The sequence below is a fragment of the Belliella calami genome (genome assembly GCF_022549695.1).
Classification (GTDB): domain Bacteria; phylum Bacteroidota; class Bacteroidia; order Cytophagales; family Cyclobacteriaceae; genus Belliella; species Belliella calami.
Map to the genome: position 1 here is coordinate 24,625 of NZ_JAKZGS010000005.1, position 18,342 is coordinate 42,966.

Below are 18,342 nucleotides of genomic sequence, written 5' to 3' on the forward strand. Positions count from 1 at the left end.
ATTATTCCCAAAAAGCTAACAGACTAAAATGAATACCTTAATCCCAGCTGAATCCTCCAAGGTGTTCCATTGATAGGAAGTACACCTACACCCTGCTCTACATTATATACATATTGTCTTGTATCTTGGTCAAATCCCCTAATACTTTGCAGGTTTCTTGAGCTTCCTAGGTTATTGTTGACACCCCATTCCCTGTTTAGCAAATTCATAAAATTGAATACATCTCCTGACAGTTCAAACCTATGGGAACCTGCAATACTGATCTGTTTTAACAGTCTTAAGTCAAGGTTAAAAAACATGGGGTTTTCACCACCATTTCTTTCTGCAATTTTCCCAAAACTTTCTCTTAGGTATTTCTTGGTGCTCTCGGAGGTATTTGGATCATTTAGGATTGCATTGTATCCATCCCTTATGTTATCCGGTGTGTTTGGATCATTTGGGTCAAATACAAATGCAAGGGCATTATTTAGTGGAAAATCCCCCTGTAAGGATCCATTGGAAACAAGGAACGAGTACCTTGAACCACTGACACCAATCAGTGTTGCACCCATGGTAAAACCCTTCCATGTAGGTGATGCACCGTTCAATACTATTTTGTGTTTGAATTGATTATCAGAGTATGCCCAATTCAGTTTTCTGGAATCATCTACCACCGGAAGAAAAGTTGAGGTATTCGCCACACAACAATTGTATGAGGTATTGTCAAAAGCTTGGTTGAAGGTGTAGGAGGCTGTAAGGTAACCATCTTTGCCTATCCTCATGCTACCATCAAGGATCAAAGCGTATTGGTAGCCTGCCCCAACGGAATTCAATTCCAATACCCTACCTACATCATTTGATTTTCTTGAATTCAGCCAATTGGTCTGTCCATTTTGACCAATGGTGTTTGCCGGAACAAAAACTCCTCTATTAGCTTCATTTTCCAACCTAAAGAATGGTTCATCAACTAAGTTCCTTTCTAGATAGACATAGTTGTTGAATGTATAGGAATAAATAATATTTGCTCCCAACCTGTATCTGTTTCCCAAGAGTTTGTTATAGTTCAGGTTTGCCTTGATTGTATTTGGCACTCTAAAATCATCAGACACACTGTTGATTGTAGATATAAAATCAGCTCCTTCTGGAATACCAGGTGCAGGAACTCCATTCCTGTATCCTATAAAATCCGCCTCGGGTACAAGTTCTCCCTGTACATCAATTGCCGCAAGCATGGATCCTGAGTTTTGAATATTGTTTACTTGGGCATAATAGTGAGGCTGTGCTGCAAAAATACCAGCGCCAAATTTGAGGACATCCGTATTCCTGCCTTTGATATCCCAAGAAACCTGAACTCTAGGCTGAAGGTTTCTAAAATCCATAGGCTTATTATCTGTCCTTATCCCTAGTTCATTAAAAACACTTGAATTGAAAGCAGCCTCGTCCATAAACATTGTGGCATCATATCTTAGCCCTGCAACCAAATTCACATCTCTGTGGAGATTGACTTCCATTTGGGCAAAAGCAGATAGGTCAACAACTGTCTGCTTGACGATAGGAAGCCCTTGAAGCGGTACTTCCCTGGCATACCTGAAAGGATTGTTGTTTTCAAAATCCTGCAAACTATTGTAGAAGAACCTACCATTTTGCTCACTGCTCAACAAGGTTTCTAGATAGGTAACCATGTTGTCTGTACCAAAAGTAAAATTGAACTTACCCATTTGCGTGTAGGTGGTATTTACAATATGTACCTGTTGTTCCAAATTGGTCTCTGGAAGAAACCTTTGCCCACCTATCTGAACGTTAGTAGTTTGGACGGCATCAGGATTATTTTCTGTTGGAAAAGGAGATACCACCCTGACGATTGCCCTAGGCATGTTAGTGGCAGGTAATTGCCTATTCACTGCAAAAGCTCTTTCTGCATGTTGGAACTGAACTTTCAATTCGTTGGTGGTATTAGGATTGACAATTGTCCTTAAAGAAAGCAATAAGCTATTCTCTTTGGAGGTAAAATCCCCATTCACTTCCGCAAGGTTGATAGCTGTATTGTCATCTACAGAGAAAGGATTTGACCAATCTGTGTAGTTATTCCTAATAGTCAGCTTATTTCTTTTGTTGATCTGCCAATCCAATCTTGCAAAAAAAGTGTTGGCTACAGTTTTTCTGCTAAACTCACCAACCTGTTGCTCTTGGCCTACTCCATAAAGTCTTCTTGCTACATCGATAAACTTGTCCAAAGTATCTTTCCTTATCCTTAGCCTTCTTTCGTCATCTTCGTTTCTAATGTCAGCGATAAATACGGGTTCACCTGCATCCTGCCTGTCAAAAACAGTAAAAAAATGGAGTTTATCCTTTATAATTGGTCCTCCAAGACTAAATCCCCACTGGGTGTTGTTAAATGCTACTTCCCTTCTATTTCCTCTGATATCATAAGGACTGGCAAGATTATCATTTCTATGGTATGCAAAGGCAGATCCTTCAAGTGTATTGGTGCCTGCTTTGGTCACTGCATTGAGTGCCCCACCGGCTTGTCTCCCCTGTGTTACATCATAAGAGTTTGTGGCTACTTCAAATTCACGGATTGCTTCTATGGAAACTGTATATGGCCCCCTTCCTATCTCGCCTGCAGTCAACTGGTTTCTTGCATTTACCCCATCTAGGGTAACATTGGTAGAGGTTCTTCTTTGTCCTCCCAAGTTAAGCCCTCCACCTCCTTGAAGTGGGGATAGTGCTGTTAGATTTGTAAAGTTTCTGCCTTCCGTGGGAAGATTTTTGATCTGTTTTGAGTCTATGGCAGTTACCGCCCCAAGCTTATCAACCTGGTTTTTGAAGCTTTCACCCGACACGACTACTTCAGCCAAATCACTGCTCCCATAATCCAACTTCAAGTCAAGGTTAATTCTATCACCTTGGTTGAGCTGGTAACCTGTGAGTTTTTGGGTATTGAAACCGATGAAACTTACAGTGATTGAATAGGGTTTCCCCAAAGGTAACTGTTGAAACTGAAACCTTCCGTCAACACCAGTTACTGTGCCTGCTTCGAAACCTGTAGATTCATTTCTGACAAGCACATTTGCCCCAATAAGTGGTTCATTTGAATCATCCAGTACCAGGCCACTTACAGTAGCATTGGTTGCTTGGGCAAAGACTGAATGAATTGAGATTCCCAACAAAAATATCCATGTTAAGACAAATACTTTTGTGGCTTTTTTCTTTTGTTGTGTAGATAAATTGTACATAAGATTAATGGTTTACTCCCACAAATCTTGCTGAGTAAATCCCAGAAAAATGTTAAATTTTAACATGTTAAGTCATATTAAAATTATGTTCATATGGCCTTAACACAGCTAATCGCTTGCGATAAATTTAATACACTGTTTTAAGATTTAGACATATTAAAAAGGGGTTATTTAATCAAATTGAAAAATTATGTGTGAGGGCCTATCCGCTTTTAGGCAGCATCAATACTCCTAACACTAGAACATAAACGGAGGCTAAAACAACTTAATTCCAATTCCAATCCATTAAAAACATCGATTATTCCTGCAGTATTCTGTCTATACAAAATCACTTTCTCAGTTTATTTTGTGTTGGGTACAAAAGTCTCTCCTGAACTGACAGCTCTTTTCCTATCAAAATAGCAACCTTTTTTGGCTGTGTTTAAAAGGTGGCTGGACTATAATTATAATATTTCCCATTGCTAAAGCTGACCAAAGTCTCTTGGTTATCAAAAAATAATCTCAACATTGCTTTATCCTTCTCATCTTCCAATTCATGGATATCTTGCTCATTCACTCCTAAATCTTGTTGGGATTTAAAGTAGGCACTTAGATAATGACAAAAAAAGTTGGGATTTCGATAATACCACTCAAAATATTTACCATCAATGGATATTAGGCTGAATCATAACCACCTGAATTATGTCTAACATCAACGACAATAAATACTTTCTTCAATTCAAATTTAATTTCATTTAGCTTCCAGTCTTCATTTTGATTAGACAAAACCACTCCAACATAAACCCTTTTGGTATTTCAGGATTTTGAACCTAATTTTTTTTCCAATACACAACAACCTTCCTAGAAAAACTAACTTTCAAAATACATATTTTTGGGTTACTATCAGAGATTCTGGAAAGAAAATAAACTTTAGCAGATCTCAACCTTTTTAAACCCCATTATTTCATGGCCAGACTTAGCTTTTTTAATCAATACCAATGCGAGTCATTCTATGTTTTGGTGAAATTTTACCCCAAGTAAGCTTAGCTTTTTCTGGTAGATAAACAGATTTTCTTTGAATCTCTCGAAATTTTTATTCTCCAATTCTGTCCATCCCACTTCTGCATATGCTATCAATCTTGGAAAGACTTGTTTCTCCATCGATTCGATATTTGGAGTATATTCAGTCCATATTTGGGTACCACTTCCTAAGATATTCTTGTGGTATTTTTCCTCTAAACCGTCGGGAATGGGGTTGAATGCGTAGGACTTGGAAAGCGGCAACCTTTCATAAGTATAATCAAGATAAGTATCCTAATGGTTTGAGTTTACCACTTGATAACCTTCCTTCACTGCTTTTTGGATCAATGATAAGTCTCCTTTCCAGAAATGGACTATGGATGATGACCCTAGTTTTTGTCCAATGTCCTGAGGTGATTCTTCCCGCTCTTCATGGATATCATCTCCCATGATTTCATTCCATCCCATCATGCGTTTTCCTTTGCCTTCAAGATAATTTGAAATTTGGTTGGTGAAGAATATCTGTAAATCAACGGGTGACTTTAGCCCTTCTTTTACCATAAACTCTTGGACTAAATCAGACTTTAGCCAAGGCTCATAGTTCACTTCATCTCCTCCAATATGAATCGCTTTTCCCGGAAATAAATCAATCACTTCATCCAAAACATCTTGAAGAAATGCAATCACTTTTGGGTCGGCTATGTTAAAAGAATCAGGCATTTTCCCGAAAGTCTCAGGAACTTCTTTTGTTGTACCTAGAGATCCAAGCCAAGGATAAGCAGCAATTGCAGCCATAGCATGTCCCGGCATTTCAATTTCGGGAACAATGGTGATATGTCTGTCTTTTGCATAGGCAATAATTTCCTTGATTTCCTCCTGTGTATAAAACCCTTCATGGGGCTCTCCAAAGCGTTTGTCGCTCTCTCTTTCTACTTGTGTATCTTTCCGCTTGGATCCTATTGCCGTTAGGTTGGGATACTTTTTAATTTCTATCCGCCAACCTTGATCATCTGTGAGATGCCAATGAAAAACATTCATTTTCAACATAGCCATTTGGTCCAAAAGCTTTTTGACCTGCTCTTTTCCCATAAAATGCCTTGATTCATCCAACATAAATGCACGCCACCCAAACCTTGGCTTATCAGTGATTTCTAACATTTTTATTGCCACTTTCTGATGACCTGACTTAAATCCAAAATCCGCTGGAAAAAGTTGCTGAAAGGACTGAATACCATAAAATATACCTGTGGAAGAGCTAGCCAGAATGCTAATCCTATCGGTTTCGACACTAAGTCGGTAACCTTCCTCTCCCAGTGAATCCCTTAATCCCTTATCGATCAAAAGCTTGATTCCTTCTCCTTTTTGAAGTATTTCAGGTCTTTTTCCAAATCCTTTATCCAGAAAATCTGCCAAAAATCTTGCTTCATTATGTAATTCTGGAGATGAAACTATATTCAAACCAGCCTCTATGATCAATTCTCCACCATCAAATTCCATTTGTTGAGGCTGCGGAATGATTTGAGCCTTTGCATTGAATAAGGAAGCCCAACCTATCAAGGAAGAGGCTAATAAATACAAGAGGTTCTTTTTCATATTCATTTTTTAATTTTTTCTATTGTGAATTATTGAAAATACTTTTGATTCCATCAAATGTTTGAACAGACAACTTCGCCAGCTTTTATGGTTTGCTTGATAGATATTTTTCCTTCTTCCAATCCAAAAACTATCAAATCTGCCCTGTTCCCAATCTTCAAACCGCAATCTGTCCTGATTTCCATAGCTTCCATAGGTTTTACAGATGCCATTTCAATCGCATTTTCATGCGACAAAATTTGATTGCTTGTCAGATGATCGATACAATCCAGTAAAGATTTGGCAGATCCCGCCAAAAACCCTGGAGAATCTCTCATAGATAACCGTCCGTTTTCATCCAAGGCTACCGCCCCACCAATATGGCTTTGGTAAATCCCAGGCTTCATTCCAGCAAATTTTGTGGCATCACTCACCAATATGCCTTTTTCTGATTTCACTTTCAAAAACACTTTTAAAATCGATTTGGGTAGATGAAAACCGTCAGCAATCATTGTAGTCCAGAGACTATCTGAGGCCAGTTGTTCCCATAGGTAGTTAGCATGTCGCGGGAGAAAGGCATGGGCAGCATTTCCCAAATGGGTGGATAAACTAGCTCCTGCATTTACGGCTTCACTGATTTGAGATGGACTCGCTGCGGTGTGACCTATTGCGACTTTCACTCTTGATTCTACACATTTTTTTATGAAGAAAACTGATTCAGGCCATTCTGGAGAAAGGGTGATCATTTTGATTTTTCCTTTGGCTAATGATTGCCACCTGCAGAAAAGATCCCAATCTGGTGCTTTGATATACGCAATGGGATGAGCACCTCTTGGACCTTCTTCCATGGACAAAAATGGCCCCTCCAAGTGAATCCCTTCGATTGTTTCATCGATTGATTTATCCTCACAAGCTTTTATAATCTTCTCTATCGCAAGGCCTATTTTTTCTTCACTATTTGTAATTAAAGTCGGAAAATAAGTAGTCACCCCAATAGCCCAAAGATCCTTCGTGATATCCTTAACATCTTCTACCTTGAGTACTTCTTCATTAAAGTCTTTACCCTTAAAACCATTTACTTGAAGATCCACCAACCCCGGTGCTATCCAAAATAGATCGGTGTTTGATTCTTTTTCAGAAATATCCAAAATCCTATTCTTTTCAAAAGAAACACTAACAGGTTTTTGCGTTTTGAAGTGGATGCCTTTTATGGATTGTGTCATGGTTTATCTATTTTCTTCATTATTTCCTAAACTGGCATGTAGATCATTTACTTCTTGAGGTACAGGTTTATTGCTTAAATACCCAAGTATCACAAAGAGCAAAAATGAAACTATTGTTGGTGAACCAATCTCAGCTGACAAAGAATCAACAGGAAATATTTTTAGCATAACAAATGTAAATAATCCTCCAACTATTGAAATCATTGCTATCCTTCCATCACTTTTTTTGAAAGCTGGTAATAAGCCTAGTATCATCGGAATTGCTATCGGTCCCAGAAGTGCTGCAAACCAAGATATGATCAAACCAAACACACCTCCGAAATATCCTGAATTCAAAGCTGTAATAATTGTCAATACCGTAAAGCAAAAGGTTGTAATTCGGGCAACTTTCAAAAGTTTGGTTTTGGAAAAGGTTTTGAATGAAGGGAAAATTACAGGCAATATATCTCTACTGATGACAGCCGACACGGTATTGGAATCCGATGCAGTCATTGACAAAGTATTTGCAAATAAAGATGCCAAAACCAAACCAACCAGACCTGCAGGCAAAAATTCCAATACCATAGTACCGTAGGAAAGCGTAGGGTCAGCGATATTTTGGAAAAATATCGGAGCTGCAAACATTGGATAAAGCAAAACTATAGGCCAAACAAAATAAAGCGAGGATGATAATATGGCTGCTTTTTTGGCTACTTTTCCAGAGGAGGTAGAGATAAACCTAGTTGCTAGATTCCAAGTACCTCCACTATAACTGAAAAAATTTATCATCAACATTACTAGTGCAAACAAGATGGTGTAAGGATCATTGAAGAAGTCAGAGTTACCCTCAGGAAGTCTTTCCCACATCGAAAAAACCCCAGCAATACCATCTTCAAGCTTTAGCAAAATCATCACAAACATCGTCAAGCCGGCAAGCAGCTGTACTATAAACTGTCCAAAATCATTCCACACATCAGCCCAAAGTCCCCCAATGGTGATATAAACCAAGGAAACTATCCCAACCAAAAGAATCCCTACTGTAATGGACGTGCCACTGAATACATTCAAAAGCACAGCAATTGCTGCTAGTTTGCCACCCGTATCAAAAATCTTGATAATTGTACCAGTCCATGCAATCAGTTGCTGGGTGGATAAATTGTACCTTATCAGCAAATATTCTGTTGGCGATTGGATCCCTGCATATATTCTCAATCTCGACCACCTTGGTGCTATATAAAAAGCAGCTATCAAGGTAGAAAGCCCTACTGTAAAAGCCCACCAAACATACAGCGTAAATCCATGTGTATAGGCAATCCCTGCATAGGCAACAAAAACTGCCCCACTATAACCGGAAACATGATGTGAAATACCAGAAAGCCACCAGGGCAGCTTTCCTCCAGCAGTATAAAAATCCGCTGAATCTTTGACACGGAAATAAGCCCAAAGACCTATAGACAGGAGCATCAGGAAATATACGGACAGAACTATCCAGTCGAGTAATTCCATTTCTATTTGAGCTTGGATAAACGGTTATGGAGCACAAGCATTTGTTGTGTCCTTAGGATATTTTGATCTTCAAGCTCAGATTCATACAAAAACCCTTTGTTCAGATCAACAAACCTTTCACTCAATATTTTTGCATCTTCCAAAACTTCATCTAGTTGACCGATAAGTTGGGAGGTCATATCTTGGGAAAATGATTCCGAATTGTAGACTGCTTCAATTTGCTTGTAATCCAAATAGTGCATTCTCAAATCAGCCATCAACTTAAAGTGTTCAAATTCCATAATATTACTCTTGGGGGCAACTTTGAGCAAGTCATCTCTGACTTCCGCAAATTTTGCTTTCATCTCTTCTACATTATCACTTTTTTCCGGCTTGCCATTCACAATCAGTTCTGGGGGAAAAGATAAAAATGACCATAAATTCAAAGCCTCATTCTCTTTAATACCGAAGCGTTCGGAAGCATAAGCAAGAACGAATTCTTTGGCATCAATAGGCTCTTCTTTTTCCAAAGATGCTGCATAGCTAGCGATCAAAATTCTAAATCCAGACATAGGATAGGTATTTCTTATCTGTGTCATGTCCACAACGTCATAACCTACATCCCAAGTAAATCCATAAAGTCCAGTCGTAGACCAAGAAGTCATGACCATTCCTTTGTAGTTATTTTTTCTTCCATGGGGAATAAACTCCTTCTGGTTTTTGAAATGCGTTGGCCAATCTGTCACATACCAATTATCAGGATGGCTTCTGATGGAAGGCGCTCCCCAAAAGGAATAGCCCAATTTCTGAAGATTGGGTATGTCCCCAAAATGGTTGATTTTCCACCCATAATTCCAATCAATAAATATCGTCTCACTTGGCAACTCTGAAGCAGCTTCTGGATATTTCAAAATAATATCTGCCCACATCAATGGGGTCTTACCCATTTCTATGACAATGTCAGTGATCATTTTCATATGATCTACAAAAAGCTTGGACTTACCTACTTCTTTTACCTTTTGACTACATAGCTCACAATGTCCCAGTAGATAGGTTTCATCTCCTCCGATATGGATGTAATCAGAATTATGCGATTCTACCAAATCTCTGAACAAATCTGTAAAAAGCGCTCTACTCTCTTCTGTTTTTAGAGGACAGATTTGGGAGATATCTTTCCTGTCTTCTTTCAAATGACTATACCTTGGATTTCGTAAGATGTATTCCACATGCCCCAAACTTTGCTGAAGGGGTATAACCTTGATTCCCAACTCCTCGCAAAAAGAAATGAAATCTTCAACTTCTTGGCGCGAGTACGAATATTCATTCGATATAGTAGCGTGTTTGGAAAATGGGTAAGTACCCTCCCACTCTACAATCAATGTATTCAAGCCAAAGCCATGCATTTCTTCTGCAAAATCCTTGAGTGCCTGAGGTGTCATTACCTGAATTCTCAGATCAAGGTGAAAACCTTTGATTTTGAAATCCTCTTCTCCTTTATCCCATACATTTGCTGCAAAACCAAAAGTTGCATTAAATATTGAAACTACAAATATGGCTATAAATATATAAAGCTTTTTGTTGGTCATGTTTATCGGGAATTAATATGGTTTATTAGCTAATATATTGTTAAAATTCGATGTTACTTTACTGTAAAGACCCACAGTGTAAAGTTTCATTTTCCACTGTGGGTTTGAGACCATATGTTTTTATTCTAACAAGTCTTCAATTTTTTTTACGGCCTCTTGATCGAAATAGAATTTACAGTTGGGGTGTGTCGTAAGGATGGAAGCAGGGCAGGATGTAGCTATTGAACCTGACAGGGTGTTTTTGACTGCTTCACTTTTGTTTTCTCCCAAAACAACACAAAATAAGTTTTTTCCTTTCATCAATGTAGGTATGGTAAGTGTAAGTGCGGTCTTGGGAACTTCCTCTATGGATCCAAAACAACCATCATTAACCTGCTGAATCTTGCAGTCATCGTCCAATTCCACTATCTTGATGACTTCTGGATCATCAAAATCTGCAACAGGAGGGTCATTGAAGGCTATGTGACCATTTTCTCCTATTCCCAGGCAAACTATATCGATGATGTCTTCATTGATCAATTTTGTATATCTTTCGATCTCATTAGCTGTTTGGGCATGAGTATTGATCACATTTTTCTCCTTCAGAAATACTTTTGAAAACAACTTTTCTTCTAGAAATTTAGAGAATAATTGGTCTGAATTTTCAGGCAAGCCAATGTATTCGTCCATATTCATAGCGACTACTTTGTGCCATTTAATTTTTTTTGAAGCAGCCAAATATTCCAGCATGCCATTTTGTGAAGGGGCAGCGGCAAATACAATTCTCACCTCGCTTTGCTTCTCCTGTAATTGCAGAATACATCTTTCAACCGCCTGCCCTGCAGCAATTCCTACCTGCTTTCGTTCTGAAAAGACATAAATGTCTTTTTGAATATCTATCATTTTAATTAGGTTTTTATGAAACAGTAGGGCTGAAGACAAAATTTGTCCTTGAGATTATCTTCAGCCCTATTACATATGAATGTGAAAAGAATATTTATTGGATTGATATCATTACTTCAAATGCATCTAACCTGGCACCTGCTCTATCCCTAGCTGACAACACAATCTTGTCTGTAGCACCATTCCCATCATTGACGTATGAAAGATTCATGACATTGATGTCATTTTGGGTAAATCTATTTCCAACTTGCAAAATACTGGCTCCGCTAACTATCCAGCCGTTTTCTGGTACTTCTTCTACCGTATAGATGATATCATTGGCTCCTGCACCTGAAATCTCAAGAATACTATTGTCCCAGGCTATTGATCCTCCTCTTTCTACAGAAAACCCTGCATTGGTGACAAATTCAAGAACACTATTCCCAGTTGCTATGGTGGCAATTAACATTGGTGGTGGGAAAGTAGGGTGTTCTTTTGATGCCAAATCATTTGTCTCATCTTTGGTAGCTTCCCCATCAAGCATCAGTGTGATTTTGCCCCTAGACTCCCTAGTTTCAAAAAACTCAGTAATGTCATAATTGAAGGCGGGAATTCTGGTCGTCCTCAATGAAGCAATTGGGCCATCATCAGGCATGGTTGCATTGTTCCAGTTCAAACCCATCTCAGTCCATGTAGTATCATTGACATTGTAAAGATCCAACAGGTCATTTCTTGCATGCGTAAATACCACTCCTATCTGAAACCTTAAGTCTGTGATTACACCTTCACTCTGAAACTCATTGAGATCAAAAAGCAAATATGCCCTTCTATCAAAATCACCAGCACCTGTCACATTCTTAACTCTCAAAAGAGGATTCGTACCATAATTGGTACCTGCAAAAGAACCTCCGTTGACAAAAGCATCATAGATCGGGAAAATTGTATCTGTTTTGACTGATGGATCAAGGGCGTCAAGATTTACTGATTGCGCGGAAAAGAATACGATTGCATTTACTACATGAATCACACCATTGGTCGGCTCAAGGTTAGAAGTGGCTATCTCCCATTGCCTGCTCGTATTCTGATTGATAAGCCCAATAAAATTGGCATTATGCGAAAGAAACATCGTCTGACCACTTTCTGTTTCGTAGGGTAAAGGACGGTTACTCTCAAACAATTCTGGATCCGTAAAGATCACTCTTGCCTTTACAATATGATACCTCAAGACATTTCTCAGTATCGGTACGGGTACTTCAGAAAGACTTCCGTAACCATTACTTTGAAGGTAGGCATTGAATGCTGCATTTGTCGGTGCTATAAATGTCCTGATCTCTCCTCCTCCATAGACCGCTTCCAGTCCAGTAAGCTCAATAGCGTTTCTCAACATTGAAAAAGAATCATTTGTCTGAAAAAATTCCAATGCCGAAACTCCCAATTCGCCAGTTACGCCTGATTCCTGATAATCAAAATTATCCTGAATTACACAACTGAAAAACATACTAACCCCAACTAAGCTAATAGCCAAAGAGGTTATGATTTTGTTTGATTTTATATTTTTCATCATACTTTATTTAAATTTTGCCTTGACAAAACCATCGTTCTACTGGTAAAATGGGTTTTGCACCAAGCTAGGATTTCTGTTTATGGCATCTTCATGAATGGGCCAAACCAAATTTGCTTCATCACTCAGTCCATTGATAGGATTCATGACTTCTATCGCTTTGCCTGTCCTCACCAGATCAAACCATCTATGCCCTTCAAAAGATAATTCTATTAGTCTTTCATGTAGGATTGCCGATTCCACATCTCCATACAGATTGATGGCAGCAGCTTCATCTAAGTTGGGTAGACCTGCCCTTACCCTGATGGTGTTCAGGAGTGTAAGTGCTTCAGCTGTCTGCCCCAACTGATGATGGGCTTCGGCTTTTAGCAACATAATATCCGCCAACCTAAACATTACTATATTTTTGTCTGAAGGCTCAGGACTTTCATCACTAAATCCCTCTCCGAAGAATTTCCAGATTTTTCTTGGCTGTGTCTCTGTAACGTCATAAATCAAGTTCTGTCTCAAGTCTCCTTCTTCAAATGAATCCCTAAAAGACTGACTTGGGAAGAAATTACTATCTGATCCCAAAGCATATAACACTCTCAGTGAGTTTCTTTGGACTTCATTATAACCTATTTCAAAAATACTCTCATTGGTATACCCCTGAGTAAATATCCTTGACCAATCATTGATGGTTACCAAAGAGTACAGGCTGTTGGACATCACCCTATCTGCAGAAGCAATGGCATTTGCATAATCATTTTTCCACATGTAAAGATGTGTAAGCATCGCATCCGCTGCACCTCTCGTGATCAAAATCCTATCCCGCTCTCCACCGAAGCTTGCTCTGCAATTTTCAGATGCAAAAATCAAATCAGCTTCAATTTGCATCAATACGAGTTCTTGATCGGTTCTCTCAGGAAAGATATTCTGTTGGATACTTTCATAAGGTTCGATAATCAAGGGAACATCTCCCCATACCCTCACAGCATAGAAGTAAGATAATGCTCTCAAAGCCCTGGCTTGGGCAACAAGTTGTCTTCCAAATTCACTATCCTCTTCAAAAACGGTAGGCACATATTTGATTGCGTAGTTTGCCCTACTGATCGTCTCATAGATATTGTTCCATCTTGCAGAAGCCAATATAGTGTTCAGCGTATTTTGCTGAAGCAAAAATGGATCTCCCGCTTGATTGGTGCTGACAGCATCCGCACGACCTTCTCCCCAATAAGAGAAATTAGTGGAAAATGTGGCTTGGACAGCATCGTAGATACCATATACTCCAGCCTGTGCATCACTTGAAGTTTGATAGAAACCTTGGGCTGAAAAGCTACTGACAGGATCTCTCTGCAACAAGTCCTCCGAACATGAATAAGTGGCCAGTAACAAAACCCCCAGAAATATTTTTATTGTATTTTTCATAACTGTCATCTTTATAAGCCAATATTTAAACCTAGGATAATCGTACGGCTCTGTGGATAAGAGCCCTCATCTACACCTACTCTCAATCCGCTAAATGAATTTACATCTGGATCATATCCTGTATAGTTGGTCCAAGTGATCAAGTTGGTAGCAGTGACATATGCATCCAGTTTTGATATTTTCCAGCGTTCCAAAACTTTGTTTGGTAAGCTATATCTGAAATGAACATTTTTGAGTTTGATGTATGAACCATCTTCTACCCATCTGCTTTGGATCCGACTCATGGATTGCAAAGGGTCATCTCTTACTGGCTTAGGATAATCAGTGATATCACCCTGCTGTCTCCATCTGTTCAAAGCATCTGTAGAAAGGTTGTTATACCTTACAATGGAGTTTCTTTGATGGTTGATTTCACTGTAAATATCATTTCCATATGAAAATTGGAAGAAAAGACTCAAGCTGAAATTTTTGTAGGAAAAATCATTGTTGATCCCGCCAAAGAAGTCAGGTGTAGCATTACCGATGATCTGTCTGTCATTTTGGTCAATAAATCCATCACCGTTGAGGTCATTCCATATTGGGTCTCCGCCTCTATATGCAGGCCCTTGGGCTCCATTTGTGATTCCATTTACATTGTCTTCATCACTTGCATAGACCCCATCAAACCTCCAACCGAAGAAGGTTCCTATTGGGTAACCTTCCTGAAGGATATGATATGCTCCATTTTGGATAAAACCATTAGTAAGCACATTCTCAGGAAGACTTTTGACCATGTTTCTATTGGTGCTTATATTGAAATTAGTACTCCAACTAAAATCACCTCTATCCATATTTCGGGTAGTGACCATCAATTCAATCCCCTTATTTTGAATGCTGCCTATGTTTTGTGTTATGAAATCAAAACCAGTCTCCCGTGGAATTGGGACATTATAGAGAAGGTCATCTGTATTCTTTAAGTATGCATCTACATTGATCATCAATTTGCTTTCCCAAAATGAAAGATCCAAACCAGCATTGTATTGAGTAGTAGTCTCCCAAGTAAGTCCGGCATTAGGCATTACTGTTGGGGAGGCACCGGAATAGTCAAGATAGTTGGTCCCAACCATAAACTCACCTTGCGAAGTATAATTCCCTATGGCCTCGTTACCAGTCTTTCCGGCACTGAATCTGAATTTACCGTCATCAAGAAAATTCAAATTGTCAAAAACCCCTTCATCCGAAAACCTCCAGCCCACAGAAGCAGATGGGAAAAATCCAAATCTATTGTCTCTACCAAATCTTGAAGATCCATCAGCTCTGATATTGGCCTCAAACAAATACTTTCTTTCGAAATCATAAGAAACCCTACCAAAATATGACAACATAGAGTGCTCAGTAGCAATATTGACATCTTGATTGGAGATTGTACCTGCACCATTCAATGTCCTGATATTATCACTGGCGAAAAATAGTCCGTCTAAACCAGCTCTTTCGTATTTCCAATCTTGATAACTGAACCCTGCTAATGCACCAAAATTGTGGCTAGTACCAAACTGTTTTTGGTAGGTCAAGATGTTTTCGTTTGCCCAAGTCATGTTATTTGAAGATCTGACTGAACCTGTATTATATCCTTCTCTGAAATCAAGAGTTGAAGGTATAAATGTGTCTTCTTTCATTGAAACGAAATCAACATTGATGCTACTTCTGAATTTTAGTCCTTCAGCAATTCTAAATTCCGCATATTGACTAGCAATAATTCTGTTGCTTTTGTTCAGGTTAGTGGATAGTTCAGCCAAACCTACAGGATTTCTCCTACCAAGTTGATACCCATTCAGTGAACCATCAGGCAAATACATTGCAAATGTAGGAGGCCTAATCAAAAGTTCCCTTACAATACTCAGGTTTCCAGAACCAGCTGCATTGGACCTGTTATTCACTGCATTTGTAAAAGATACGCTTTGCCCAATTGTAAGTCTGTCCGAAACGTCAAAATCCACATTCAAACGAGAAGTAATTCTTTTGTAATTCGAATTGAGAATGATTCCATCTTGGTCAAAGAATGAAGAACTCCAAGCGTAACGCACATTGTCGGAACCTCCTCTTATGGAAAAATCAACATTATTTTGCCGTGCAACTCGAAACATTTCACTTTGCCAATCAAAATCCCCATTATTAACAGCACTTAGAGAATCCAAGACTGCGGGAATGATCGGCTCTGAGCTATTTGCATTCGCATAAGAATCCAAAACCGCACTTCTATATTGGCTGGCATTGAGTACGCCAAGCCTTCGGGAAACAGTGCTGATTCCAGAATGTATATTCAAATCTACCTGTGGCTTGCCAGACTTTCCTCTTTTGGTAGTAATCATAACAACACCATTTGCCGCCCTAGATCCATATATTGCTGTAGATGCAGCATCTTTCAATACTTCTATGGATTCGATATCAGTCGGGTTGATATCAGCAAGGGGGTTGAGACCAAAATTTTCAGTTCCATTGAGTGAAGAAGTAACATTAGTCTCTATGGGTACACCATCTACGACATACAATGGTGAATTGCCCGCATTCAGAGAAGAATTACCCCTGATATTGATCGTCATAGCACCACCGGGAGCTCCCGAATTGGAAGTTACCTGCACACCAGCAGCGCGACCTTGAAGAACAGAAATAGGGTCTTGAAAATTTGTTTGTGAAATTTCATCTTTTCCTACCGATACAATTGACCCCGTCAAATTTCGTTTTTCCTGAACTCCATATCCGACGACTACGAATTCATTCAAGTCACTTGTAGATGAAACAAGAGAGACATTTAATTCACTGAAATTTCCAACTTGGATTTCTTGGGTTTCAAAACCTAGATATGAAAATCTCAGGATATCTTGATCTGATATGTTGTTTAATGAATAAAATCCATCTATATCAGTAGATGTACCATTTGAAGTCCCCTTCACAATGACTGCAGCTCCAAAAATCGGCTCTCCTGTTTTGCTGTCTGTAATTTTCCCTTTTATAGAAATGTCCTGTGCATTTACTGAAAAGGCAAAAAAGAGCAAAACCAAAAGAGACAGACCTATTTTGGATGCGAATTGTTTACCCTCCAATTTATATAGGGTATTTCTGATTCTTTGGCTCATAGAATTGATGTTAAACGTGTTTCAATAGAATTTTAATTAAGTACCTGTTTCAAATGTAAAATTTTAGTAATTAAGATGCAAACGTTTGCATAAAATTTTCCAAATTTTGCATTTTAGTTTATTCAGAAAATATGCTTAAAACCTAATTTAAAGTGTTTTTTGAGCCTATAAATTTGATTTTATAAATTTTCTTATTGGTTCAAAAATTCACTATATTGCAAACGTTTGTTATTTTAATCGAATGAATAAAAAAAGAACAACCCTCAAAGACTTGGCTAAAGAACTCGGTTTGGCTGCTTCTACCATCTCACGAGCTCTTGATGACCATCCTGGTATCAGCCAGGAAACCAAGGAGAAGGTACTCAATAAAGCAGAAGAGCTGGGTTTTACCAGAAACTCAATAGCTTCTAGCTTTAGGAAGAACAAAACCTTGACCATTGGGGTGATTGTTCCTAGAATAGACATTCACTTCCACTCTCTTGTCATCAGTGGTATTGAAGAGTATGCTTATAAAGCTGGTTACAATGTGACCATATTCCAATCTAGGGATTCCATCAAAAGAGAATCAAAGATTACCAAAATCCTTCAAAACAAAATGTCAGAAGGTGTAATCATTTGCCTTGGAACTGAAACCAATTCATACGAACATTTTGAAAAACTGAATCGGATGAAGATACCATTGGTGTTTTATGATAGAGTTCCCACAGGATTCGAGGCAAACAAAATCATAATCAACGACTATGAATCTGCCTTCAAGGCTACAGAACATCTTATTGAAGTCGGATGTAAGCGAATAGCTCATATAGGCGGAAGCCAATCTACTGGTATTTTTAAAGCAAGATTTGAGGGTTACAAGGCTGCACTTGTCAAACATGATTTTCCTATGGAAAAAAACCTTGTTCATTTCACCAAAGACTTGAGCTATGAAGAAGGTGCTTTGGTAGCCAAAAAATTACTCGCTTTAAAATCCAGGCCTGATGGTATATTTTGTTCAAATGACTACACAGCTGTAAGTGCCATACAGGTTTTTCAAAAAAACATGGTCAAAATCCCTCAAGAAATTGCTATTGTTGGTTTTAGTAATTACCCTATTTCCAAAATCATTGAACCCCATCTGACCACTGTCAATGACAGGGCTTTTGAAATGGGTATGGCAGCGGCTAGGCTCTTGATCCGACAAATTGAGGAGGAAGAAGATATCATCCAAACAGAAATCGTAACAATAAAAACAGAACTTTTGATCAGAGAATCCAGCACAAAATAATATTAGAAGGGCAGAAATGATCATAAAAACAGGATAAAATAGCAAGTAGCATGGCTTAAGTTAAAATATTGTAGATT

10 protein-coding genes and 1 pseudogene are annotated in these 18,342 nt (G+C 38.6%); 1 reads left to right on the plus strand and 10 read right to left on the minus strand.

The genetic code is table 11. From position 1 onward, the window contains the following. Positions 1 to 23: 23 nt before the first annotated feature. The 10 genes and pseudogenes from MM236_RS08495 to MM236_RS08540 form a co-directional block, all read right to left on the minus strand. Positions 24 to 3,215, minus strand: coding sequence for a TonB-dependent receptor (locus MM236_RS08495; RefSeq protein ID WP_241274539.1), 3,192 nt, complete (start codon positions 3,213 to 3,215; stop codon positions 24 to 26). Positions 3,216 to 3,636: 421 nt separating this feature from the next. Then, positions 3,637 to 3,771 (minus strand): hypothetical protein, encoded by a 135-nt coding sequence (locus MM236_RS19690; RefSeq protein WP_255742359.1) that lies wholly within the window; start codon positions 3,769 to 3,771, stop codon positions 3,637 to 3,639. Positions 3,772 to 4,199: 428 nt separating this feature from the next. Beyond that, positions 4,200 to 5,813, minus strand: a pseudogene (locus MM236_RS08505) (beta-N-acetylhexosaminidase). A gap of 47 nt (positions 5,814 to 5,860) precedes the next feature. Next, positions 5,861 to 7,009: an N-acetylglucosamine-6-phosphate deacetylase gene (locus MM236_RS08510; RefSeq protein ID WP_241274540.1), complete on the minus strand. Its 1,149-nt coding sequence runs from the start codon at positions 7,007 to 7,009 to the stop codon at positions 5,861 to 5,863. Between the two features lie 3 nt (positions 7,010 to 7,012). Next, positions 7,013 to 8,494 (minus strand): sodium:solute symporter family protein, encoded by a 1,482-nt coding sequence (locus MM236_RS08515; protein ID WP_241274541.1) that lies wholly within the window; start codon positions 8,492 to 8,494, stop codon positions 7,013 to 7,015. Between the two features lie 2 nt (positions 8,495 to 8,496). Next, positions 8,497 to 10,059, minus strand: a complete 1,563-nt coding sequence (locus tag MM236_RS08520) for a family 20 glycosylhydrolase (RefSeq protein ID WP_241274542.1) — start codon at positions 10,057 to 10,059, stop codon at positions 8,497 to 8,499. A 120-nt stretch (positions 10,060 to 10,179) separates the two neighbouring features. Beyond that, a complete protein-coding gene (locus MM236_RS08525) occupies positions 10,180 to 10,941 on the minus strand; it encodes a 6-phosphogluconolactonase (RefSeq protein ID WP_241274543.1) in 762 nt (253 codons plus the stop codon). Positions 10,942 to 11,035: 94 nt separating this feature from the next. Next, a complete protein-coding gene (locus tag MM236_RS08530; protein ID WP_241274544.1) occupies positions 11,036 to 12,484 on the minus strand; it encodes a CBM96 family carbohydrate-binding protein in 1,449 nt (482 codons plus the stop codon). A 36-nt stretch (positions 12,485 to 12,520) separates the two neighbouring features. Beyond that, positions 12,521 to 13,888 carry a RagB/SusD family nutrient uptake outer membrane protein gene (locus tag MM236_RS08535; protein WP_241274545.1) on the minus strand — a complete coding sequence of 456 codons (1,368 nt, stop codon included), beginning with the start codon at positions 13,886 to 13,888 and terminating at the stop codon, positions 12,521 to 12,523. Positions 13,889 to 13,899: 11 nt separating this feature from the next. Beyond that, a complete protein-coding gene (locus tag MM236_RS08540; protein WP_241274546.1) occupies positions 13,900 to 17,001 on the minus strand; it encodes a SusC/RagA family TonB-linked outer membrane protein in 3,102 nt (1,033 codons plus the stop codon). A 241-nt stretch (positions 17,002 to 17,242) separates the two neighbouring features. Here MM236_RS08540 and MM236_RS08545 point away from each other — a divergent pair, with 241 nt between their 5' ends. Then, positions 17,243 to 18,265 (plus strand): LacI family DNA-binding transcriptional regulator, encoded by a 1,023-nt coding sequence (locus MM236_RS08545; RefSeq protein WP_241274547.1) that lies wholly within the window; start codon positions 17,243 to 17,245, stop codon positions 18,263 to 18,265. Positions 18,266 to 18,342 lie beyond the last annotated feature (77 nt).